At 65.1% G+C, this 24,994-nt stretch carries 11 protein-coding genes; all 11 read right to left on the reverse strand.

Annotated features, from left to right (window positions below):
• Nucleotides 1–35: 35 nt before the first annotated feature.
• The 11 genes from MAXJ12_RS08130 to MAXJ12_RS34315 all read right to left on the reverse strand — a co-directional run bounded on the left by MAXJ12_RS08130 (nt 36) and on the right by MAXJ12_RS34315 (nt 24,816).
• Nucleotides 36–16,487, reverse strand: coding sequence for a PLxRFG domain-containing protein (locus MAXJ12_RS08130; protein ID WP_008835326.1), 16,452 nt, complete (start codon nt 16,485–16,487; stop codon nt 36–38).
• Between the two features lie 74 nt (nt 16,488–16,561).
• Entirely contained in the window at nt 16,562–16,924 is a 363-nt protein-coding gene (locus tag MAXJ12_RS08135; protein WP_008835327.1) for a hypothetical protein, read from the reverse strand.
• A 524-nt stretch (nt 16,925–17,448) separates the two neighbouring features.
• A complete protein-coding gene (locus tag MAXJ12_RS08145) occupies nt 17,449–18,675 on the reverse strand; it encodes a hypothetical protein (protein ID WP_040585414.1) in 1,227 nt (408 codons plus the stop codon).
• Nucleotides 18,676–18,706: 31 nt separating this feature from the next.
• Nucleotides 18,707–19,060, reverse strand: coding sequence for an RNA polymerase sigma factor sigma-70 region 4 domain-containing protein (locus MAXJ12_RS34305; protein WP_008835330.1), 354 nt, complete (start codon nt 19,058–19,060; stop codon nt 18,707–18,709).
• A 452-nt stretch (nt 19,061–19,512) separates the two neighbouring features.
• Complete coding sequence (locus MAXJ12_RS08155) at nt 19,513–20,343, reverse strand: tail fiber domain-containing protein (protein WP_008835331.1); 831 nt, start codon at nt 20,341–20,343, stop codon at nt 19,513–19,515.
• A 102-nt stretch (nt 20,344–20,445) separates the two neighbouring features.
• The gene (locus MAXJ12_RS38425) at nt 20,446–20,727 is read right to left on the reverse strand and encodes a hypothetical protein (RefSeq protein ID WP_008835332.1); all 282 of its coding nucleotides are present in this window, start codon (nt 20,725–20,727) and stop codon (nt 20,446–20,448) included.
• A 52-nt stretch (nt 20,728–20,779) separates the two neighbouring features.
• On the reverse strand, nt 20,780–21,244 hold the full coding sequence (locus tag MAXJ12_RS08160; protein ID WP_008835333.1) for a hypothetical protein: 465 nt from the start codon (nt 21,242–21,244) through the stop codon (nt 20,780–20,782).
• Nucleotides 21,241–21,660: a hypothetical protein gene (locus tag MAXJ12_RS08165; protein ID WP_008835334.1), complete on the reverse strand. Its 420-nt coding sequence runs from the start codon at nt 21,658–21,660 to the stop codon at nt 21,241–21,243. The genes MAXJ12_RS08160 and MAXJ12_RS08165 overlap by 4 nt, the downstream gene beginning before the upstream one ends.
• Nucleotides 21,657–21,911: a hypothetical protein gene (locus tag MAXJ12_RS08170; protein WP_008835335.1), complete on the reverse strand. Its 255-nt coding sequence runs from the start codon at nt 21,909–21,911 to the stop codon at nt 21,657–21,659. The genes MAXJ12_RS08165 and MAXJ12_RS08170 overlap by 4 nt, the downstream gene beginning before the upstream one ends.
• Nucleotides 21,908–23,656 carry a hypothetical protein gene (locus tag MAXJ12_RS08175; protein WP_008835336.1) on the reverse strand — a complete coding sequence of 583 codons (1,749 nt, stop codon included), beginning with the start codon at nt 23,654–23,656 and terminating at the stop codon, nt 21,908–21,910. Before MAXJ12_RS08175 ends, MAXJ12_RS08170 begins: the two co-directional genes overlap by 4 nt.
• Complete coding sequence (locus MAXJ12_RS34315) at nt 23,656–24,816, reverse strand: tail fiber protein (RefSeq protein WP_008835337.1); 1,161 nt, start codon at nt 24,814–24,816, stop codon at nt 23,656–23,658. Before MAXJ12_RS34315 ends, MAXJ12_RS08175 begins: the two co-directional genes overlap by 1 nt.
• Nucleotides 24,817–24,994 lie beyond the last annotated feature (178 nt).

Genomic DNA, 24,994 nt, shown 5'->3' on the forward strand with positions numbered 1-24,994 from the left:
CAGAAAAGCCGGGCGAGCAAAAGCCCGCCCGACTGTCACCGATAGACCGGCGCCGGCAGGCGCTCGCGCAGATCCCGGCCGAGCTTCTTGTTCTGGATCAGCACGCCGTCCTCGCGCTTGCGGGCATTGGCCTCACGCATCTTGAGCGATCGCTGCAGCGTGTCGGGCTTGATCGCCATCGGCCGCGTCATGGGAGCCCGGTTGAACCGCTTGATCGCCTCGAGGGCGTCGGCGCGGCCGTCCTTGTCACCCATCTTCACCGCAAGGGCGAAATCGTTGATGAGCGACTGGCGCCGGCGCTGCAGGCGTTTCTCGGCCGTCTTGAGCGCGCTGTTGCGGTCGTAGGTTTCGGCCACCTTCGCCGGCGTGAAGCCCACCGCCTGCGCGATCGCATCCCAAGCGTCGATCGCGGAGGGGTCAAGCACCTGGTCGCCGCCCAGGCTGACGATGCCCTCGTTCATGTAGCGGTAGGACCGTAGCAGATCGCGGGCGAATTTTGGCGTCAGCGCCTCGGCGGCGCGGTCGGTCTTGCCCTCGGCAAGCAGGGACAGACCGAAATACATGTCACCCACCATGGCGACGGATGCGCCGAGCTGGCTCATCACCCAATACTGGAACTCGTCCTTGCCCTGCAGGTCCTGGTAGGGCGAGCGGAACCACAGATCCGGCATGCCTATGCGCCCCGTCAGATCGACGCCGAGATAATGCCCGGGCGCACCGTGCAGCACCACACCGCCCAGCTCGGGGCCGAGAATGTCGATGACGTTCTTTTTGAACGTCACCTCGAAGTCCATCGGATCATCCTCGTCGCCGAACAGCGAGCCAAGCACTGTCATGGCGAGATTGAAGCCTACAACCCCGGTGGTGCCGGCAAGCAGCGACATCATGCCGACGATGCCGGCGAGCTGATAGCGCGCTTCCTTGCGGGCCTGCGGCGTCTCGCCTTTGAACGACTGGTGAAGGTCGCGGCCGAGCCGGTAGAGCATGTTGATGTTGTGCGAGCGGAACACCAGCGCCACCTTGGCGAAGTCCGATTGCAGCAGGCGCGGCCTCGAGGCGTTGGAATAGTCAAAATGGACCTTCCACGTGAGATCGTGCGCCGTGTCGATCGCGGCCGTATCGTTCTGTCCGGAGGCCTTCGCCATGCGATAGGCGGCCAGCGCCGTCACCTCACGGTTCCAGACTTCGGCCTTGTGGAACAGGTAGGACATGATCGCCATGACCTTGGCGCGCACCGGCGAGTATTCCACGCCCGTCTCGCCGACGCCGGCGATATCGTGCGCCTGGGTGCGGTCGATCAGGCCGCTTTCGTAGAACGCATCCAGCGCCTTGCGCTCATCCGGGGCGAGGTTCGCCTTGGTGACGCTGCCGCGGCCGGCGACCGAATCCTTGGAGGCCTTCGCGATCGCGGCCGCCGCCTTGGCGAGCCCGCCGAAGCGAGCGCCGAGGATCGGAATGCCGAGCATCGGGGTTTGCGTCATGTTCACGGCCGCGGCCGCCGGCGTCGTGCCGAGATACCAGACAAACGCGGTCGACGTCATAACCTGCGCCACCTTGCCGCCAATCGGGTTCATCACCCACTGGTGGCGCTTGCGGAGCTCGTTGGAGAGCGTCATGCCGCGCGTCACATCGTCCGATTCCCTCGCCTGGTCGGCCACCTTGTTCGTGAGCTCCTGGAGCTCGAGGCCGTATTTCAGGCGGCCCATCTGGTGGGCGGAGTGGAACATATGCGACGAGAAGGTGCGCAGCGCGTCCTCATGGAAGCCGGCAGTGCCCTTGCGGTGGATGAAGCGCTTGCGCGTCGACAGGTCAGGCATCGTCTCGAGGTACCGCTGCCAGATCTGGTCCATCACGGAGGAATCGACGTTGGCGCCGCCGAGGATCTCCTCGATCTCGGCCACCATGCGCGGATCCATGGCGGAGCGGAGGTCGCCGCCGCTCTCGGTCACGCCGACTTCGACCTTGGCGAGGGGATAGGCGGCGCGCATATCGACCGCCAGGCGGTCGCGATCGGCCGCCCTTTCCTTCCTCGAGAACGAAATCACAGTGCCGTCGATGTCGCGGACCGTGACAAAGTAGCGGCCGAAGCGCCCCAGCGGGAAATACGGCTCTTCGACGCGGCTGTTCTCGAAGGCAATGCGCATCTTGGTGAGGCGCGCCTTCATCGACCACTTGGCCCGGGTCTGCTCGACCGAGAAGGCCTCGGAGGCTTCCCTTTCCGCGTCCTTGCGGGCTTCCTTCGACAGTTTCGCCGACGCGATGCGCTCGAGCTCCTTCTTGTAGCGCTCCTCGGCGCGCCTCGAGGCGATTTCCTGCGCCTTGCGCACGTTGTCGAGCAGGATCTTGTCCAGCTCGGCCGCCTGCGCCTTGTAGGCGTCACGCACATGCGCATAGAGCGCCTTGCCCGCCGGCGGCAGCGCCAGGTACTGGCCCCGCAGGACGGCATAGCCCGGCTTCTCGTCGTTCGCGGTGTTGGACGGATCCACGCCGGCCAGCGTCGATTCGTGCATGAGATCGGCGAGGGCAGCCGTCTTGTCCTTGCCCAGCCGGGCGTATTTCAGCCAGGCCTGCGCGATCTCGTCCATCTCCGAGTGCTTCTTGCCTCGGAAAGCGTCCATGAGGCGCTTGACCTTGAGATAGTCGGTTACGGCCGTCATGTTCGGCCGCGCAAGCTCGGGGAAGTAGTTGAGCGGTACCGCCCGCAGAGCCCACGGCTGCAAATCGGTCAGCTTGCCGCGCAACTCGGTGGTGATGCGTTCCGTGGTGAGCGGAGCGCGAGCGGCCGCCGGCGGCAGCGCACCGGCGAGCGAGAAGTCGAAACCTTCGTCGCTGCTCTCATACTCCTGCTGTCGGGTGAGCGCATTGCGGTCAAGCACCCTGACGCGACTTTCGTCATAGATGACGTAGTTGTAGGTGCCATCGGGGTCTTCCCGGTCTTTGCGGGAATCGCCGTCTAGGAACTTGTGGCCGGGAATGCCGGCCGCACGGAGGGCTTCTGAAATCTGCCTGTCCGAGAAGCCCGAACCGTCTTCATCGTATTGGCCGTCCTCAAGGCGGTGATAGAGTTGCATGAAGGTCAGTTCATCGACTGCCTCACCCATGTCGTTCATCGCTTTGAAGTTCAAACCCGGCTCAAGTTTCGACATCGCCTGGTTGAGCTTCTTCAGAAGCCCGCCAGGCTGTCTATTTAGCGGCTCGTCCCATCGCAGTAGCTCGTTGTCTTCGGGAACGTCGACCTTTACCAGTCGGCCCGAGAGCTTATCCTGATAATGCTCCGCCACTTCCCTCCTGCTCGCGAAGTACAGGCCCCAGCCGAAAGCCCGAGTGCCTTCGCCTTTTCCCGTGTGGTCGAGCGAAAATTCATCGAACTCGTGCGGCGTGCCATGGAACGCCACCTGGTAGCGGAAGCCCTTTGGCGATTTGCGGCCCTTGCGCGCAGCGGCGCGCCTGGTGGAGAGACCCTTCTCGAACGCGGCGATGCGCTCGTCTTCGGTCGGGAACTGGTACCTGGAGCGATCGCGCAGCGCCGCGACGGCAAGCGCATGCAACTGCGCAGGCGTGATATTGCCAAGCTGGCGGCGGAAACGGCGAAGCACCCAAGCCTTCACGGCGCCGACGAGATCGTCAACCCAGCGCTTGGCTGCGCCCGGCGCACGATCGTAGGCCTCAACGGCGTAGGCGCCGAACTCCTCGATGCGCTTCGCCCGCGACAATTCCCCATACGTTCCGCTTGCGACCGACGAGCCGGCAAAGGCCGCATCGAAGAACGCACGGCCCTGACCGGAGGACCGCTCGAACTGGCGGTAAAGCTTTTCCAGCCGGTCCATGAGGGTTTCCCACGTCTTGCCCTTGAAGAGCGCGTCGCGGCCGCTGTGGAACGCTTCGTGCATCAGGACCGACGAGGCGCGGCCGGCCGGGATCTTGTCGACGATGAGGAAGATTTTGCCGTGGCCGTTCGTAGCGCCCAGCGCCGGTACCCATGTCTGCTTGGCGAACTCTTTCGCGGTGGTGATTTCGAGCCAACCCCTGGCGAGCAGCTTGTCGACCAGGTTGGCGGCCGGCCCTGCCTTCAACTCGGCAATCAACGATTCGCGCGTCAGCGGGGCGGAGCCGCCGGCGGCCATGGTGAACCGAAGATCCTCATCGGCCGGCTTCCCGTCTGCCTTCTTGTCCTCTTTCTCGATGACAATCGGCGCGGTGAACGGATGCTCCTCGTAGAGCGTCATGCCCTGGCTGTCGCGAGCCTCCATGTAGGGGATGGCGACAGAGCCCTCGGCATCCTCGGCGAGGACGAAATAGCCGTCATCGGTCCAGCGGTGGCCGGCGACGGTGAACTCCTTGTCGTTCCAGCGCACCAGCGTCTCGGCCGGAGCTCCCGAGCGCAGCCAGAAGGGCGGCGCAACGGGGTTCGCCGCAATGTCCGTCTCGAGGTCGGCAAGCTGCTTTTCCACGCCGGCGAGTTGGTCGGCCATGTGGAAGGGTTCTTCGGCCGCCGAACGCATGCGCTCGAGCGTGGCGCGATCGCTGTCCACGCGCGTCTCGAGATCCGGAGCCATCTTGTTGCGCACGTCGCGCAGCGCGGCGTGCAGGCTAAGCAGGCTCGGGCCGTGGCTCTCTACGGTCTGGTTGCCGACTTTCAGGTAAAGGTCCGGAACCTCGCTGAACTGGCCCCAATGCGCGTGCAGGGCCTCGCCGGCATAGGTGCCGATCTGGCGATCCTGCCCGATGCGCATATCGGCCGCGAGCGACTTCTTGATGAAGGCGTCGGCCTCGGCGAACTTCTCGAACGGCTTGTCGAGGATGGTTGCGCGGAAGGAATCGCCGCGCTGCGCGTCGAGGATCTCGCCGGCCTTTTCGGGCGCGCCGCTCTGAACGAGCTCGGCGAGGCGCTTTTCCGTCTTGGGCAGGCTCTCCGAGATCTGGCGAACCTTGCGGGCGGCGTCGGCCATGGCATGGCCGTGCATGCGCTCGCGGCTTTGGAGCTGGTCGAGCTTCTTCTTGTACTTCTCGCGCAGCAGGATCCGGGGATCGCCGGCGGCGTCAGCGAAGGTCGACAGGATGTCGCTCTGCTCGTCGCTGGCAGCATCGCCTTCGATCACGCGGGTATCCCCGCTCGACTTCATGAAATCGGTGATGAAGCGCTGCTTGATCGCCAGGACCTGCCAGCGGCGGCCGTCGAGGCGATCGGTGAGGTAGCGGTGCTCGAGCACCGTGTTCCACTGGTTGCCCTGCCTGTGGCCGCGGCCGTTGCGCTGCTCGAGGTCGCCGGGCATCCACGGCGCGTCCATGTGGTGCATGGCGCGCAGATTCCGCTGCATGTTGACGCCGACGCCCAGCGAATCCGTCGAGCCGAACACGATGCGGATTGTGCCGGCGTTCATCGCCTCGGCAATTTCCTTGCGCTTGTCCTTGCTGGTGGCGCCGGTGACAGTCGCGATCTGCTCGCGCGGAATGCCCGCTTGCACCAGGCGCTCCACCATGTCGACCAGCGTAGAAAAGGCCTTGTAGGTTTTCTGCGTCTTTTCGCCGGGCGCGCCAACGGAGCGCGACACGGAACGGGCCATGCCCTGCTCCATGAACACCGCCTGGGTGGCGCGATCGTCGGAGCGGTAGATCTCGATCAGCTTGGCGACGACTCGAGCAGGCTTTGAGAGCGGGTGCGGCTCCATCTCCGGCGTGCCCTCGAGGCCGGCGTTCTCGATCGCGTCGACCAGGCGCACGTCAAACGACGCCTTTTCGGCGATCGCGTCATGGATGATGGGCACGGTCTTGTCGCCGGCGGCCATCGCATCCTTACGGGCCTTCTTCGTCATAGAGCGCCACTGACGCGCCAGCGACTGGACTTCGGCGAACACGGCCATCTGCTCGGCCGACATATCGGCGGAATCGTTGATGACCTTCTTGTACGGCCGGTCGTTCGCGCCCTCGGTGCGACCGTTGAGCAGCTCGGCGCGCTCGGCCGCGGTGAGGTCCTTGTCGGCCATGGTCTTGCCGTTGACCGAGCGGGGCAGCATTTCCGGCATGTCGTCGGAGAACACCACGTCCATGTACTGGCCGATCATGCGGCGCAGCTCGGGCACGTTGATGAAGGCGGAGAGGCGCGTGACCGTCTCGTACTCGTTGGTCGAGGAAAGCTCGACGTCCTCCACCTCGCGGGCGAAGGAGCCGAACCAGCCGTCCCAATCGGCCAGCGAGATCTGCTCCATCTCCTCGAGCATCATGTAGCGCATCATGTGGAACACCTCTGTCATGGTGTTCGTGATGGGCGTGCCGGTGAAGAGGTGGACGTTGCCGCCATTGTTCATGCCGCGCACGTACTTGGTGACGAAGGACATCGAGATGGAGCGGTTCGATACCTGCGTTTGCAGGCCCTTCATGTTCATCTTCGTCGCGATCGGCGGCTTCTTGAACTCATGCGCCTCGTCGACAAGCACCATGTCGACGCCGAGATCCTCGAACGACACGGAATCGTCCCGGCTCGATTGCTGCCCCAGCTTCTGGATGGTGCTGATGATGCGCTGGCGCTGTTTCACCAGGTGCTTTGCCGTCACGGAGCGGAGCTTTTTCAGTTCCTCCGGATCGTCCAGCATCTCCTTTGTGATCTCGACGCCATCATCCTCGGCCGCTTCGTTTGCCGCCGCCTCGAGATCGTCGATCTCCTGCTGCGCCATCACCATCAAGGTTTCTTCCTTGAAGCCGATGCGATCGATGAGGGAGTGCGGCAGCACCACGACATCCCAATCGTCGTTCGCAATCTGCATCATGCGGACCTTGATGTTGTCCTTCGACAGGTTGTCGACGTAGAGCACCTTGGCCGCCGGATACATTTGCTGGATCTCGTGCGCGACGGTCTTGGAGTTGGCGTTGTGGGCGAACAGCAGCGGCTTCTTCGCGATGCCGTAGCGGCGCGATTCGACGGCAATGCCGCCCATGGTGAAGGTGTTATGAGTGACGACGAAGTCATCGGTCACGTAGAGGTGCGAAGAATCGGAAACCCGGATACACTGTGCCGGCTTCCGTCCCACCGGCTGAATGTCAACGATGTAGCGTACCGGCCGATACTTCTCCTTCGGCTTGACCAGCGCCGCTTTGCGCTCCAGCCGGAAGGGGTTGATCTGCGGCGGCAGCTTGATGCAAAGGATATGCGCCAGGGCGCCATCTCGCGCCTCGCCGTTGTGGCGATATTTTGGTGTCTTGGTGGTTCTGCTGACCGTACCGCCGAGCGATTGAACGAGCGCCACCACATCATCGGCAAGGCGGTCAGAGACGGTGTAGTAGTAGACCGAGTAGCCGCCTTGCAATGCCGATCCGTCCGTGTCCATCAGTCCCTGCAAGAGGGCGATGCGAGCCTCGATGTCGTTGAACAAGTAGTTTTCAGGGATGAACTTGTCCTTCGCGCCCTTACCCATCAGCCCAAGCTGCTCAAGAGCAACCACTGCCGGGTTTGGCTTCCTGCTCGCACCGAAACCGGATAGCTTCTTCATCCGCAGCGCCCACGTCGGGCAGCGCCCAGCGGATTCTTGGCGGCGCAGCTCCACGTTCTCGGGCAAGACAAGGCCCTGTACAATCTCCTCATCCATGTTGGTGATCGTCGCGGAACGATGGCTCATGCCGCCGTCACCCAGCAGCACGCCCATTAGGTAGGGATCGAGCGGAACCGGCCGGGATGTAAGTTGAACCGGCCCCACGATCGGGATGCTATGGTTTTTGGCGGCCAGATGCGGTGATACCAGCGTCTCGCGGATTTCGGCCAGCGAGCGCACCTTCGGCTTCGCGCAGCCCCAGTCCTTGCCGGCACGCTTGGCATTGATGGCTTGATTGCGCTCCCGATAGGTCTGCGTCAGCCACAGATGCTCGTCGCAGCATTCCGTGGACGAGCCGTCCGAGAACACTACACGGAATATTTCCTTCTCGCCTTGAGGGAACACGGCTTCGACAGTCGTGGGCTGGCCGCTTTGCGTGACAACCTGATCGCCAACCTGAATGTCACCCATCCGCTTCCAGCCAGAAGGCGTCAGGATTTTGGCGTCGAGCGGTTGCGCCTTTCCGGTCCCAACCTCATGCGCGTTGAGGCTCTTGCGCGTCACCAACGCGCGCCAGATGGCGTTGACCTGGTGTTCGCGCAGGTTGAACGGACCGCGGCCTACTGACAGCGCCATGCCCTGGAAGGTCAGGAAGGAGCCGTCGAAGCTCGGCGTGGCGTAGGCGTTGCGGGTTTCGTTGTACTCCTGCTCGAGGTCGACGCGGCGCTCGGGATCGCTCCACAGCCACTCGCCGAATTTCAGGCGCATTTCGGAGATCTTGGCGTTCGTCTCCTTCGTGGCCTGCTCGTCGACGTACTCCTTGCCGTCACTGTCCTTGTGCTTGACGGTGATGGTCTGATTGGCGATCGCGGCGCGCACCAGGCGCTTGAACTTCACATGCGGCGTGCCGAAGCCGGCGGAGGCCTCGGTGCGATGGTTGTATTCGCCGGGGAAGTCGATGCGCCAGGCGCCGGCGTTGAAGCCCACCTTGATTTGCGACGTGTCGGCGAGGCCCAGCATGTGGGCGATGAAGTCGCCATAGACGTGCGGAGGCACCCAGGTCGCGCCAAGCTGCGTCTCGATCTTGTAGTAGGGGATGTCGGCCGGAATGACCTCCTGCAGCGCCGCCACGTTCCGCTGCATGTCCTCGTTGCCCCCCTCGAGGCCGGCGCGCGCCTGGCGCATCTTCTCGCGCACATTGCCCGACAGGTAGAGATCGGCCGGGATGAACTCGCCCGCCGGCGTCGAGAACGCCGCGCCGGCGTCGATCAACTCGGAGCGGACTTCCTCGACAGTCTTTCCGGCGAGCTCGGCGATGCGCTCGGGCGTCGGATTGACGGATTCGTTGCGCGCCAGCACGAAGGCCTCGGGCACGCTCGGGTTCTCGAGCTTGCGCGCGCCGCGGATGGTGCTTTCGGTCAGGATCGACGCCGGGCGATAGCTGCGGCCGCCCTTATCGTTCGGCGTGGAAGACTCGAGGGCCGCCAGCGCCGGATAGAAGGGATCGTCGATCTTCTTGAGGTATTGCAGGCCGAAGCTCTTCGAGTAGTTGCCGTGGGCCTTGCGGAATGCCGCGAAGGCGTCGCGCAGCGCCTTGCGGGCGTCCTCGGCCGCGCCGGTGCGCTCCGCCTCGATCAGCGCGCCGTAGAGCTTGCGCATCCCGACCAGCGCCTCGAGTTGGGCCACGCGCTCGGCCGTCTCGGTCGCGCTCTTCAGGCTGTACTTATGCACCTCCTCGGCCGCCGCCATGTGCTCGCCGCGAACGATGAACAGGCCGTCCTTCGTCTTGACCAGCGAGTTCGTGCGGTCGTTCGTGTGATTGGCGATGTAGGAGATCTGCTTGCCGCGTGTGTCGGCCTGGTATGCGCCCTCGGGCACCAGGTCGATGACGCGGCGCAGTTCCTCCGCGACATTCGCAGGCCTGCGCACCACCAGCCCAGCGCGGTTCATTCCGCTGCCGAAGTCGATCTCGCCGATGACGTGGCTGGGGTTGTTGTGGAAATACTCGTTGACGGCGATCGGCGTGCCTTCGGGCGTCGCATGGTCCTTGACCTGGATCCAGCCTTCATTGGCGACGATGCCGGCCGGCTCCGCGCGCTTGCGCAGGATGATGATGTCCGTCACCACCTTCGTTCCTGCATATTCCTCGAAAGCGCCGGTCGGCAGGCGGAATGCGGCCACGAGCTCGGCCTTCTTCGCCATCGCGTTGCGGATGGAGGAGGCCTTCTTGTCCATCGTGCCCTTGGTGGTGATACCGACGACGAGGCCGCCCGGGCGCACCTGGTCGAGCGCCTTCAGGAAGAAATAGTCGTGCAGCAGCGGGCTAAGCCGGTTGTAGCGGCGATCGGCCGGGGAATAGTCGGCGAACGGCCAATTGCCGATGACGAGATCGTAGAAATCGTCGGGCGTGGTCGACTGTTCGTAGCCTTTGATCTGGATTGCCGCGTTCGGGTAGAGCAGCTGCGCCATGGAGCCCGTCACAGGGTCCAGCTCGACGCCGGCGCGCTGGCTGCGCGCGGCCATATCCACGGGCATCATGCCGTAGAAGTTGCCGATGCCGATCGACGGCTCGAGCACGCGGCCGCCGGTGAAGCCCATGCGGCGCACCATGTCCCACATGGCGAGAACGGTCGGGGGGTCGGTGTAGTGCGCGTTGATGATGGAGCGCTGCAGGCCCTCCCATTCCTTCTGGCCGAGGTTTTCCCTCAACCAGGTGTCGCGCGCCTCCCAGCCGGCTTTCGGCGCCGGACGCTCCCACGTGCCCTGAAACAGTTCCTGCCCGAACGAGCCCCAGCCGGTGTAGCCGGCCAGCACTTCCTGCTCCTCGCGCGTCGGCTTGCGGCCGTCATCGATGAGCGTGTTGCGCATGTCGATCGCCGCGCGGTTCTTCTCGAAGCGCGCCACCTGGCCGCCGCCAACGACGCGCAGGGGATCATCAATGTGGAAATCGCCTGGCCCAGCGTTGGCCGGGCTGACAGTCTCGGGTTGCTTGATTAGTTCCGGTTGGCTCGGTACTCGGCGAGCGTCTCCTGGCCCTCCTGCAGCACTGCCGCCAGTTCCGCCCACGCGTCGGCCAACGGCGTCGTCGCCGGCGTCTCCGGCTCGAGCATCAGGTGTTCCCGTTCCGCCATCTCGCGGGCGTCCGTCACCGCCATCCCGCTGTCCTGCAGCTGCTCCATCCGGTCCCACATCCTCTGCTGTGAGACGTAGGCCAAGCTGTCCGTCATCCCTTTGCGCTCGAGCTCGGCCCACATTGTTGGGCTCTCGCTTTTCCACGTCGCCAGGATTCGCTTGTGAAGGTCGCGATTGTGCAGCCGGTTCTTGTCCAGCCGCATCTGCCGGTATTCCAGCTCGATCTGGCGTTTGAACTGCGGGCTCGACCTGTTCTGGTCCACTTTCAGCCTCCACTGCCGGCTCGGCGGCCTCTTGCGCCACTATAGCAGCAAGTTCGGCCGGTGACAGCCCCGCCAACCGCGCCGATTCCTGCGGGTCCGTCATGCCGGCGGCATCGAGGCCGGGGTAGTTTCTTGCTCCCTCCCAGAACGACAGCAGGTAGGGCCGGATGCCCTCGCCGAAGTCGGCCGTCATGCGAGTGGCGAAGTCGGCGAAGGCGCGAACGCCGCTTTCGATGTAGGCGCCGGCGATTGTCATGCCGTCGATCAGCGTCTCCGGATCCACGCCGCTGTTGATCTGGCTCATCTTCGCCTTGAGGCGCGCCCGGGCGGCCTCGACCTTATCGGCAGTGAACAGCTTGTTGTTGGCGAAGAGCGCGTCGACGGCCGCCGCGTTGCCTTCCTTCGTGGTCTTGGACGGTGCCGGTACCGGGTTGTCCTTCTCCCAGCGGTCGAGGTCCCGGCCAGTCGGGGCCGTGGAATGCGTCCGCTCGCGCTCGCGCGGCAGCGGTTCGCCATCAGGCCCGACCTGGATGACGCGGACCTGCCAATTGCCGTTCTCGCGGCGATCGAAGCCTATGACGCGATCTTCGCCGCCGCCGTAGCTGCTAACGATGCGCCCGGGCCGAAAATAGTTCTCAAGCCGGCCTAGCAGCGGCGGGGCTTTCGGTTTCTTTGCGGGCTGTTGTGATTTTTCTGTCGATGCTCGCTTCTGTTCAGATGCGGGTTTTTCAACGGGGGTGACAGTTTCTGTCACCGTCGGCTCGATCGGCTGTGGCGGGCTCTCGGGTGTCGTGCCCACTTGAGTGGGTATAGTACCCACTTCGGCCGGATCGACCGCGGCCGCCGGCGCGGACTTGGCGAACGGCTTGGTGGTGTCGCCCTCGAGCCAGGCCTTGAAGCCGCCCAGCGTTGTCTCGGTGATGGCACCAAGGCCTTTCCAGCCCTTGGTGTAGTTCTCGAGGTAGGCGGCGCGCGCTTCGGCCTCGTCGCCATAGCCCACCATCACCTTGTGCTCATCGAACTGGCCGCGCGACGGGTCGCGCTGGTCGACCACGAACACCGGCGCGGAATCGTCCAGCTCGGCCGTGCCCGGCTTGATGAAGGCGTCGATGTGATCCTTGTCGCGGCCGACCGTGCCTTTGAAGTAGCCATAATGGCTCTTCATGGTGACGGACCAGGCCTTACCCGAACGGGAAACGCCCTTGCGCTCGGAGCCGGCCGGGTTCTCGATCGAGATATCGAGCCCGCCAAGGCGCGCATGGCCCAGCGCGTAGTTTCCGGCTTCCTTCTGCGCCTGGCTCGGCTCGGGCCTGTCGTTCTCCGGCGACGTCGCCGCCTGGTGCGCGGCAACGTCGATCGCGGCCGCGGCGTCGAATGCCGCATCGTCGATTGCGTCGTCGGCCAGCGGCGCATCTTGGGGTTCACCCCGATCTAACTTGTTGTCGACAACGACTTGATCGGTCGCCGGGGCGGCTAGGCCGCCGGCGGCCTTGTCGCGCTCCGCCTGCCACTGCTTGAGGCGCTTCGCGTTCACCGCGTGCATCTTCACCGGGAGCTCGGAGCGGGCCTCCTTGGAGGCGCGCTCGACGCGGTACCGGTAGTCGTCGGCAATCTGGCCCAACGCCTCGGGCGTCACGCCGAACGCATCGGCGAGCTTGATCTGCTCAGCCGGCATCACCTTGTCGCGATCGAGCGCGGAAGCGCCAACCATGCGCTGCGATTCGCGGCGCATCTTGCCCAGGTCGTAGAGCGCGGCGTGCTTCTCGTCGGGCATGACCAGCGTGTGCTTGAACACCTTGCGGGACGTGCCGCCGGTCACGGGCTCGCGCTCCACCGGCGGGTCGCGGCGCAGATCCTCGGCCTCGGCTTCCTTGCGGGTGGTGCCATCGACGTATAGGTGCTCGACGGGCACCTGCAGGGACCGGCCATCATCCGCAGTGACAAGCGCCTCGGTCGCGCCTTCCTCGTAGGCCTCGATGCGGCCGGCGAAGCGCTCGACGATGCCGGGCGCATCGACAATGACGCGCTGGCCGGGCTTGGGCGGGCCGGGGAATCGGCCCATGGCCGGTTTCTGCTTGTCCCGAGGCGGCAGTTCGCTCTTGCTGTCGGCCGCTTGCGGCGCTTGCGGCTCGAGCGCTGCATCATTAGGATCGACGGGCGAGCCCGCTGGGTGGGAACCGTTGCGCAGGATTTCGTCGGCCTCGGCCGGCGTCATCTTGCGCACGGCATCTTCGGACCAGCCCAAATCGCCCAGGTTGGCGCGCATGCCACGGGTGATGACCGTCGGCACCGGCCGTTCCGGCAGTGCGTCAGGGGCGGTTTTCTCCTGCAGCACCGGCGGCAGGTTCTCCACCTTGTCGGCAATCTGCGTCAGGTTCGACACCGGCACCTGGTACACTTCGCCGCTGGCGCTGTCGTACAGCACCGCCTCGTCGCCCTCGTAGCTTTCCACGCGCGCCATGAAGGGCGGCACGCCGTCCGCATCCACGCGCACTGTCGCGCCGATCGCCGGCGCACCACTTGGTACAGCCATGGCGGCAGGCTTCGCCGGCGCAGTCTTCGGCTGCTCCCGCGCGGCCGGCACAGCGCCGCCCTGCTGGACGAGCAGGCGCTCGCCCAGCACGCGCTGGGTGCCGTCGCCCGTCCTGACGCGGCGCATGCCGGCAGGAACGCCCGTCTGGTTCGGGTCGAGCGTGACGTTCTGCCCGTGAAGGTCGCCCGAGCCCATGTCGCCCATGGCTGGGTCATTGACGGTGAAGGTGTTAGCCGCCTTCTCGGCCGCCTGGCGCTGCGCACTCTCGAGCGCGCTGGTCAGCGGGCCTTTCTTCGGCTGTGGGGGCGATTCTGGCGCACGGCGGGCAGCACCGCCGGCGCCGCCCATGCCTGCGCCCATCGTGCCGCCTACGGCAAGGCCGCCGGCGGCCGCATTGGCCACACCCTCGGAAATGCGCTGCGAAGGGTCGATCCCCTGCACGCCAAGGTTCTGCGCCGCCTGCTGGGCGGCTTCCTGCGGCGCTTCCTCGAGCAGGCCCTCGGCAACCACGCCGCGCCCAGCGCCGCGAAGGATTCGTTTGCCCACGCTGCCGCCGACGCCCTCTGCCACGATCTTGGCGAGAGCGCGATCGCCGATACCGCCGAATGCGCCAGTCGCTACGCCGGCAATCACGAAGGTCTGCGCGGCCGCGTCGTTGGTCAGCGTCTCGACAGCCTGGTCAAAGGACATGCCCTCGGCCATGAGCTGCTGCACCGCGTCGCTCTCCTGCAGTGCCTGCGTCGGGATTTGCGCAATCTGCTCGCGCACGCCGCGCGCGGCCATGCCGCCCGAAATCGTGCCTTCACTGATGCCGCCGGCGATGGTGGCCGTGCGCGCGGCCGCCGCCGCGGCCTGTTTCTGCGTCGCACCTCTAGCAATGGCGGCCTTGAATGCGCCCCTGGCGAGGAACATGGACGGTCCCATGCTCATCACAGTGCCGGGCACGGATTCGACCAGGCCGCCGAAATAGCTGCGGGGATCGCGCCACGCCGGGCCGGCGGTGTACTGGACCGCACCTTCCTCCGTGGTCGTTTCCGTCACCCAATCCTTGCCGCGCGCCGCGATCGTCTCGGGCGTCATCGAGGCGATCGCCTTCTGCTGCGCGCGCTCGAGGCGCTGCTCGGTCGGAACGCCGTCGCCCTTGATCCACTCGCTGATGCTGTCGAGGCCTTCGACGATCGAGGGGCCTACCTTTGGGATGGCGGCAACGGCTTCACGCGCGCCCAGCGCCAGGCCGGCAGCACCGGACTTGAGCAGGCGCGTGGTGTCGCCGCCAAGGCCCGTGGAGCGGTTGCGCTCCTCCCAATCGGTCTTCCACGCCTCGTACTCGCTTTCGTCGATGGCGGTGTAGCGGCCCGGGTCGCTCTGCTCGAGACCGGCGCGGCGTGGATCCAGTACGGGTTCAGGCTCGGGCGGCGCGGCGTCCTCGGCCGGCGCGCCAGACTGCGCAAACGGGTTGGCGCCCGTCGAGTAGAGCCCCATCGGATCGCGCGGCTTGTAGTCGGCGCCAACCGCGATGCGCTGCGGGGCTGCTCGAGCGCCGGCTTCCGGCATGTCGCCGGCGGCAATGCGCCGGAACCACCCGGGGGCCTGTCCGATCTTCTTGTTCGTGGTGTCGTACATGAACCATGGCGAGCCATCGCCGGTCTGGTCCTTCATATCGACGTGCAGCATGTCGGGGCTGTTCTTGTAGATCCCGAAGCGCTTAACGCCGCGGGCGTGCAGTTCGGCGACGAGCTGGGCGCGCTGCTCCTCGTTCATGCCCTTCATCGAGATGTCGGAAGCATGGTGGCGGGAATGCTCGCCGGGGCCGCTTTTCTTCCGCGCCTCGACGGGATGGTCGGGCGATCGGTAGCCGGACGTGATGGTGAAATCCCTGCCCATGGCAGCCGAGGCGTCGGCGAGGATGGACTGAAAGCCCGGCTCGAGCTTGTCCTGCCCGGCGTGCCGGAAATGCAGCTTGCCGCCCTTGCCGGACGGAGGGACGGTTTCAGGCGGGGTGAGGCGGGCGAAACCCTTCGCATCGGGGTTGCCGCGCACGCGATCGCCGGAGACGCCAGGCAGGTATTCCTCCGCTTGGTCATCATGAAGCCGCTCTGCGTACTTCGTCGCGGCCTCCGGCGTCGCGAACTTGCCGAGGTGCTGGCCGGTTTGCTTGTACAGGCGCAGCGCGTCCTCGTTAGACAAGATCTTCCCATCGGGGGAAACGGTAGGGATCAGGACCTCATTGCCGCCGATGTTGAAGGATACCGAGCGCACGGTGCTGATCGAGCCATCCGCATTCTTCACCACGGGCCGGTTATGCAGGTCGATGTTGCCCGGCTCGAGCATCCCGTCGCCCTTGCCTCCGGCGGCAAGCTTGTCGAGGGCCTTCGCCGCCGGCGGCGCGCTCTGCATCTCCTGCTGCAGGGCCGTTACCGTCGAGGCGATGAGTTCGTCGGGATAGAGCGACGAGGCCTTGCCGTGTTCCTGCGTCACCAGCGCGCGCATGAACTTCTGCAGCCGCGCCGGATCGTCGAGGCGCATATCCTCGTTGGGCGCCACGCCCATGGTCGCCGCGATGTTTGCGGCCGCCCGGGTATTGCCGGGGGTCCAACCACCGTCGCCTGCAATGATGTCCAGCGGCGTCGTCAGGCCCTTGGCGTACTTGTTCACCGCCAGCTTGGCGGCGGCGCGCATGCCCTTTTCCGGCGTGTCGAACACCGCCTGCGGGTCGCCCTGGTCGGTGTTGACGGAAGGCCCGAGCAGGCCCTCCCACGGCACATCGTCCCGGTATTTGATGTTGCCGGGGTTGTTGTTGCGCATGCCGGCGGGCAAGTCAGGCGAATCGTTTGGCGGAGGAATGGCCGCGCCAGCGGGTGCGGAAGGCTGCTGCGCCGTGGCCTGCGGGGGTGTTGCGGCCGTGCCGGCCGGAGGAGTCGCCCCAGCGGTGGCCGGGGCTTGTGTTGCCTGCCCGCCACCCAGCCCGGGCGATTCCTTATAGAGGCCGAAGGGGTCGCTGAGTTCAGTTCCAAGGCCAATGACGATGGGCGGCATGACGGCGGATTCCTCCTGGTGAGGCCAAGCACGTCATGCGCTGTCGGGATGCGCGGACTATACTGGCCAAGCCATCACGCCGCCAGCCTCTCGATGTTCTCAAACAAGAGGTTGACGTGCTCCTCGGCAAAATCCCCATCACTCGTCCGATAACGGCAAACGATCATCTGCATCCGGATATCGGACAGGCTTTGCGGATGCGCGCGCATGATCGCCTCGTCGGTCCGCCAGAGTTCGTCGCACGCCCTCTGGAATGCAGCTTCGAGCTCGTCCGCGCTCTCCGTAGCATCGGCAACATCATTGCTCTGGCGAAGCAGGCTGTCGCATAGAGAGATTAAGCCACTGCGAACGGCAAATAGCGAAGGAATGGGGTTTACAGCCCCATTAAGAATCGTCGCCACGACCTGTGATGACGTGATAGGAGTAAAAATAGCCATGATCGATCTCCCGCGAGGTCGGTTGAGGTTAGGGCCGATTGGAAAGAGCCCCTTTCCATCGGTCCGCTACTGTGCTAGCAGAGTTTTCAGTGAGGGTCAATAACTATGGTAGCACAGAAAAAGAGGCGTGGGCCGACGCCGACGGGCAAAGGACAGCAGATCGTGACTCGTCTGCAGGAAGATTTGCTCAAGCCGTTGGATCAGTTTGTAGCCGAGCAAAAAGACGCTCCGTCGCGACCCGAAGGTATCCGGCGAATCCTGCGTGACTGGCTAGTAGGACACGGCTATATCAGCCCTGATTGAGGAGGGCACGAAAGATGCTGGGTCGCTGGATGGTAGCAGGGATGGTCGTCTTGATCGGGTTGGCGTGGCTTGCTCGGTTTGACGTCAACGGCGTGAGCAGGGGGGACGGATGGCCCGGCGCCTATATCGTTGACCGGTGGACTGGCGAAATCAAATTTTGCAGCGCTGTTAGGTGCGCGTCTACGCGCGACGGTCCGGCGAACGAATAGGGCTCGGCCTGATTACTGCCCGAGCCCGATCGCCGTGCTTTTCTTCATGCCCTGACGCACCACCGGCGGCCACTGGTCCTCGGGGATGCCAGCCTGCAACAGCCGTTGCCCGACGAGTTCCGCATTGCCGCCGTTCACCATGTGGTCGGCCGCGTCGGCGATGATCTCCTGCCGCGTAGGGGCGGCTCGGGTTTCCTGTCGCGCCGGAGCGGGTTTCGGAGAGGGTGTCGGCGCTCCGCCAAGGCCCGGCGCCGCCTCCGCAGGCGGAGGGGCTTCACCGCCGCCTAACCCGGGAGCGGCATCAGTCTGCCGTGGCGAAACCGCCGCTTCGGGATCCGGCAGGCGTTCGCCTGTCGTCTCGTCCACAAGGATCTCCTTGCGGGGCGCGGGAGAAGTCTTGGTCTTGCCGCGGCCGGTTGAGCCCCCACCGCTGACGCCGCCGCGCTCATTGGCGTAGCCCTCGGCCGACGCGAGCCGCTCGCGCACCGCCGCGTCCTGATCCTCCGCGCTCATGTCGCCGAAGTCGAGATCGTTCTCCTCGAGCGCCTTGCGGGCATCATTGTAGGCTTTGGCGTCATCGGTGCCGCTGCCGTACTTTTTCTTGATGCCCTCCTTCGTCTCGAAATCCTCGAGCCCTTCCTTGCGCTTTTCGGCCTCGGCGCGTTTCGCCACCTGGCTCTGCCATGCAGCGTCGGGGTTGGCGAAGGTGGAGATCATGCGTGGCACGTCGCCCGAGAGGATATCCTGCTCGAGCTCCTTGCCGTCCTGGTCCCTCACGCGCAGCTTGTAGCCGATGGTGTTGCCCTGCTCGTCCACCAGCTCGTCCTGCCCGACGAGCTCGTAACCGTGCTCGATGTAGCCCTGCACCTGGCCGGCCTTGATGACATCGGCGAGCGCGCCGCCGGCGTCGCCGGTCTGCGCCTTGAGCATGGCCGACGAGAACAGGCGGCCGCCCTGCAGGGCCGCATCGCTGTTGCCCCACTCCTCGAGCTGCTTGGCGCCGGCTATGTCGCCCTGTTTGAGCAGTTCGGTCTTGCGTTTCGGCAGCGCGTACTTTTTCCAGAACTGGTCGTAGTTCTTGCCGTCCTCGTTGCCGGCGTCGACCTCGCTCTTGAACGCCGCCTGGGCGTCCGTCTCGATCTTCTCGAGCGCCTGCCGGTTGTCTTTGGCCAGCTTGCGCTGGTCCATCTTCGCGCGCATGTCCTGGCCGCGCTCGAAGCCCTCCATGAAGGCGCCCAATCCAATTCCTATTGACAATTGAATGCCCTCGCTATTCGAGCCACGGCCATGCGGCACGTTTGTGGATGCTGTAGACGTGACGGTAGCTCACGCCAAATCTGTCGGCGATCTCGTTCCGCGATGCCGACCCTTCCAACTCGCGGATCTGGAGAACCTCGTGTTCGGTCAGCTTGGCCAGGTTGTGACGCTCACCCCTATTGTGGGTATCGTGCTTCAACTTGTCGGCGTTGTTTTCGACGGTAGTAGCCCAGCGCAGGCAGTCTGCGTAGAAGCACGACGGATTCCCGCATTCATGCGCCGCCTCATGCTCCGGTGAGGGGGCTGGGCCATGGGCGATTTCACATACGTACCGATTTACCAGCACGCGCTCGCCGGCGACCTTCATTTGGCCATAGCCAGCTCCACAGGTCGTGAACGGCCAGGGAACAGAGCAGCCCGCATGCATATGGGCGTGCACGTAGGCAAGGACGGACCCTCGCGGCGGGCGCGTGGGACCGCCCGCTGTTGGATTTCCGTGTCGGAGAAAACGGCGATGATGGGCGTTGCAATGTCCCTTCCTAAAGGGCCCACCGTTTTTGCATCCCGCCACTGAACACTGCTTTGCTGCACCCTTTGGGGCGCGGCCTGCGGTCGGGGCACCATGGGTGCGGAGCCGGTGGTAATGGTTTCGGCAATATCCCTGTGCCCAATGCAGCTTGTCACAGCCATCAAGCGAGCATACACCGCGTCTAGCCATCTCGAACCTCCTGCGTTCGGGCTTGGTCAGGGCGAAAGCGGGTGCTCGTAACACCCCTTTTGCCCGTTCTTTATGCATGACTGGCCGGACGGCGGCAAGGCTCATGCGACCGCTCCCAGCCCGATCTCTTCTTCCTCACGCGCGGGGGCACGGGTAGGACGCGCTGCGGTGGGCTGCTGCGTCTTGCGGCGCTGCGCCGGCGGCTTGGCGGGAGTGCCGCCCAGCCCGATCGCGTCGGCGAGCTTATCGACCTTGCCGTCGAGATCCTGCACCGCCTTCATGGTGATACCGATGGCGTCCTGCACAGGGATCGACTTGCCGTCGCCCTTGCCGGTTTCGCGCTGGAAATCCTGTGCATAGGTGCCGACGTGGCGGCCTTCGTCCGAGACGCCGTCCTTATAAGTCCACTCCTCGACGGGCATCTCGTTGACGGCCTCGAGCGCTTCGCCTTCGGCGATCGGCTCCTTGTCCTCCTTCACGTTTTCGTCGGACGGGAATGAGAACATGCCTGCAAGGCCGCCGAGGAATGAGCCGACACCGGCGGCGTTCTGGCCTTCGCGCTGCTGCTCGGCATTCCACGCGGAAACCTGCGTCGAATATTGCTGGTTGAGCGTCGAGCCCATACCGGCATAGCCCTGCATTCCGCCGCGGAAGCCGCTGCCCATGATATCGGTCGAGGCGAGATACTGCGCATTGCTGCCCTGGTTGAGCCCCACCGCCGAAGATCCGCCGCCAAGGCCCACCTGCGCCGCCTGCGCGCTCTGCGACGGCAGGCCTCGGCCGAGATTGGCAACGTCAGCCTTGAGCGCCAGCCCCTTGTCACGCGTCGCGGTGCGCGCGGTGTTCTTCGCGCCGGCCGTCGCCAGCGCCGTGCCCATCTCGCCGGCGCGCTCGATGCCGGCATGCCGGCCGGAGCGGGGGTCAATGCCCATCGAAGCCGCCTCGCGGCGCGCGGTTTCACGTGAGGCAGCGGCCGCCGACTGGACATCGCCCGCAGCCTCGGCCGCGGCCGCTTCCTGCCGCTCTTTCGCGCCCTACTCGGACGCCCCCGCGATGAACTCATCCTCGATCGGCTTGAACGTCGTCTCGTATCGCTCTCGATCCGCCCGTGACCAGTCCGCCTGGTCCTTAGCAATGCCGAGCTGCATGCCGGTGACTTCTTTGGTCAGCGCGTCGAGTTCGACCTGGCGTTCCTGCGAGACCGCGAAGGCATCCTTCGCGAAGTTCATCCACTCCACGCCGGTTTCGGCCTGCAGGAGCGCGGCCTTGCCGATATTCTTATCAGGGGAGGGTGCGCTGGAAGAGCCTTTGCCCATGTACGTGTTCCTTCATGAAGGACCGGCACGTCATGCGCTGGGGGATGTGGCCTTATACCGTGGCGCGGACGATTTTGCCAGTGCCGCCGATCGTGGCGGGGAGCCAGCGGCATTCACGCCGCAGCATGCCGAAAATGATGGTGTCGCTGCCGTCCTCGCTGTCCTCGCGCAGGCGGCCTTCCTCAACCCAGCCCATGTGCCGCGTCAGCCGGAGCGACTCGGCGTTCGTCTCGGGGATGCCGCAAGTGATGCGCGGGAATTTGCACTGGATGAATGGATAGGCAAACACGCGGGTGATGAACTCGCGCGTCATCCACCGCTTGGAGCCGTCCGACGCCAGATGCACCAGACAGGTGGTGGTGGTGAAGGTGTCGAAAACAACGACGCCGCGCAGCTCACCGGCGCGCTCATGCCCGATCGCTCGGGCATCATCGCGGAATCGGCTGTTGGCGACGCGGCTTTCGGCCCAGGCGATCAGCCTGTCATCCTCGCCGTAGACGTATTCCGACGCGCTCATTTCAGCACGCCCATCTCTCGCAGGATGGCCTCGCCCTCGTCGGCCGAGCGCATGATGCGGTATGGAACGCCCCGTGCGGTGCACCAGGCCTCGAAATCGGTTTGCCCGGCCGTCTGCACCCCCTTGGGCGCTTTCGCCTCGAGCGCGGCGCTGCCGCCCGGCCAGAGGAACACATAGTCCGACGCGCCGGTAATCATGCCAAGCGCCTTGGCGATCGCGTAGCGGATGTTGGCGTTCTTCGTGCCGCCGCCGATCTCGTTGCCGATATGCGACCACACCGCCACCGGGCGGCCCTCGAGCGTCCACGCGCGCAGCCGGTTGGCGAACTCGATGCAGATTCGGTCCTCGGGGCCGAGCTTGAGCGTAGGGGCCAGAAACGGCCGCGTCATGAGGCGGAGGAGGGCGGCAGGCGTCAAGGCAGCAACCGGGCCTGCAGCGCGTCGGCAATGGCCGTGAGGCGGTTGAAGATCGCCGTCACGTCATCGACCAGCGCGTCGAACTCGGCCTTTGTCGGGGCCGCGCCGGCGGCCTTGGCGGATTTGAGCTTCGCCTGCAGCTCGAGCAGCGCCGACACGTCGTCGATGCGCACGGCCGCACGGCGGATGGCGCCGCGATTGCGCGAGCCGTCCAGCGTCTCGATCTTCTCCTTGAGCAGCTGATCGATCATGCTACCTGCTTCAGTTCGTCGATCGTCTGCGCCATGACGATCTGTTCGACCTGGACGTCGCCGAATACGTCGATTTCCCATGTGCGCGCCAGAAAGCCCCCCGGCAGGCGCACCGGGCGGTTGGCGCGGGTGACAGAGGCCACACGCACCTGGTCGGCGTAGATGCCCACGGTGAGGATGTTCGGGCTCGGCTGGGGAATCGGCGTCAGCATGTCCCCATCGAGCGGGTAAGCGTCGAGCAATCCGCCATCGATCTCGCCGCCGACAGAACCCGCCGCGATCAGCGTCTCGTTTGCCGCGATGACTGCCGCGATGTCATCCTCAAGGTTCTCCTCCTCCTGGTTGGTGACGATGCCGGTGGCGTCGATCTGGATAGCGCCGAAGTTCAATGGCTGGGGCAGCACGAACTGCTTGCTTTTCCAGTATTGCGTCCTGCGGGCCGCGTTGGGCGCATCGAACTGGCGGATCTCGTCCGTTCCACTCTTGAGGAAGAAAAGCCCGCCGCTCGACACCTCGTAAAATGCAGCGGTGGCGCTGGCCTCGGTCCGGATGAGGAAGGATTCGCCGGAAAGGTCGAGCAGCAGTGCACCGGTCTGGATCGAACCGTCCGTTGCGGTGGTGTCGTAGAAGGCGAAATAGCGGCCGGAGAGCTGCGCCCCGATCATGGTCGAAGGCGACAGCGCCAGCCAACCCTCCCGGTTGAAGATATTGCCGGTCGCAATCGCGAATGCGCCGTCCGCTCGCACCACGACCATGCCCTCGTGCGAAGGATAGGCGATGGCATAACCGAGATCCACGATGCCGCGCGCGTTGATGCAGGGTAGGTTCTGCTCCATCTTCTGCATCTGCATGGTTTCGGGGGTGACGCCGGCTGCCATGTAGGGGTGCTTCTCGGTCATGATGATGACCGTGGTGCCGACAGCGCCGAGCCCAACGATGTCGGAATCGACCGCGAGCGCGTACTTCTGCGGCCAGGCATGCGGGCGGTAGGGTTCGCAGAAATAGAGATCGCGGCCGGAGAATGCAGCCATCATGCCGTTTGGGAGCGCGATCAGGCCTTCCAGCGTGTCGGGCGGGGCGTTCCAGCTTGCCGAGGGCAACGGCTCCTGGAAGGCATCCACGGCGATGTCGTCGGTGAAATCGCCCGTCCCAGCGACGCGCTCGGCGATCAGATAGAAGTACGTGCCGCTCTGCCCGGTCTGCGAGCGGTAGATGCGCTGGTGCGTGATGGCGCGATCGGCCGGCGTCGCACCGAAGCCGGACAGGGTGATGGTGTCGCCCGGCTGCCAATCGATGGCGTTTGACGCCGGGCATGGCTCCGATTCCTCGCCGAAGGACGTGACCCACGTGTAGACGTAGACGCGGGTGGTGACGTCGCCGGATCCGGCCCCATCGGTTGCGGCCGTCAGCGCGACGGCCGGCGGATCGATCGCCAGCTCGTAGATGTCTTCGCCCACGCGCATCTTCGGCACGCCGTCGCCGGTGTAGTAGAGCCGGTCGGATGCGACGGGTCCGGGAACGGCATGAACGACAGTTTCCCAGCCCAACCAGTCGACGCCGTGCCGGTAGATGGTCTGCAGGGCGGAAGAAGCCGCCGTCGCGATCAGCGCGGTCTTGCGCATGGGTGTCAGGCCGCCATCGTCTAGCCTGGTGTCGAGCGCCGCCTGCGCGGCCGCGGCCGGCATCAGGCGGGGGATGATGCGGGGCTGCTCGCCGGTGAAGCCCGTTAGCTTGATCGCGGCCATCAGGTTTTGATGATCTTGTTGACGATGATGGTCGGCTGGACGTTGTTGTGAGCCTGACCGGAACCGGCGGAGGGAATGGAGTGGACGTGGGCTGCAGCGGTGCTCGTTGTGGTGGTGCGGGAGCCGGAATTGCCGCTCTCCCACACTGCAGTCGTCACGTCGCTGCCGGCAAGCGTGTTTTCGACTGTGTGGCTGTGAGCACCACCGCTACCCGTCGATCCGCCGTGATCGTGCGCGGGAATTTGCGCGAGCGTCAACGTATGCGTCTCGGAGCCGCCGGTTGCGCCCAGCGTGTCTCCGTTCAAGCCGCCACTCTGGTTGGTTAGGCGGTTGGCCGAGGTGCCGCCCATATCGTCCTGGCCAGCTCCGACGCGGCCGCGATAGTCGGGCACGTTGAATGTGGTCGAGCCATTGCCAGCGCCGAAAGTGGTGCCGATGACGTCAAACAGGGCGGACTCGCCGGTGCGCGACACCTCCTGGCCGTAGCAGAGCAGCCATCCGGTCGGCGCGGTGGATCCGCCATAATCAATGATGCCGCCCACCGGCGTCCGCTCGACAACCTCGGCATGCGGCATATAGCTCAAATACCAAGCCCCCCACGTGGCGGCGGCCATTCTGCGGGCGTAGCGGGCAGTCGTCGAAGCCGGCTGGTATTCCTGATAGGCGGTGTTGGCGTCGATGCCCATGTGCCAGATCATGGCAACCAACGCCAGCGGGGTGTTCAACGTCGAGGCGTCGGCCTGGTAAAAGCCGGTTTTGGTGATGTCGTCGGCGTCGTCGACCAGCCCGGCCAGGTCGCGCAGCCGCGCCGGCAGCACGGCACTCGCCACCTCGCCCGTCGCCAGCCTGTCGGCATCGGTCGTTCCGGCCTCGAACGCGGCGTTGGTTAGCCTGACATCGACGCGGGCGCCGGCGAGGAACGATGCGGCCGTCGAGCCCTCCTGCCCGCGCTCAACCGTCAGCGTGACGCCCGATCGGGCGGTGCATTTCATGTTCTCGCGGTTGCCGGACCCGTCGAAGACGGTCAGCGGGCACCAGTCGCCGACGCCGAGCACCGGGAACTTGCCTTCGTCGCCCGAAGTGATGGCGATCGTGGTGACGGAATCGTTGATGTTGGCTGCCAGCAGCGAGGATGCGTTGTTGGAAAGCTTGAGCGCCATGGGCCTATCCTCTCGAGGACCGGCACGTCATGCGCTGGAAGTCGCGGCACTATAGCACCGGCGGCGACAAATCCGAAAGGGTGCTTCTCCAATGCCCCGCCGGGCTCCTCGGCAGTGACAGGTTGATCTTGCCAAAATAGTGTGCGAACAGAATGCCGGATGTGGGGAGCCAGCCATG

The sequence above is a fragment of the Mesorhizobium alhagi CCNWXJ12-2 genome, assembly GCF_000236565.1.
Classification (GTDB): domain Bacteria; phylum Pseudomonadota; class Alphaproteobacteria; order Rhizobiales; family Rhizobiaceae; genus Allomesorhizobium; species Allomesorhizobium alhagi.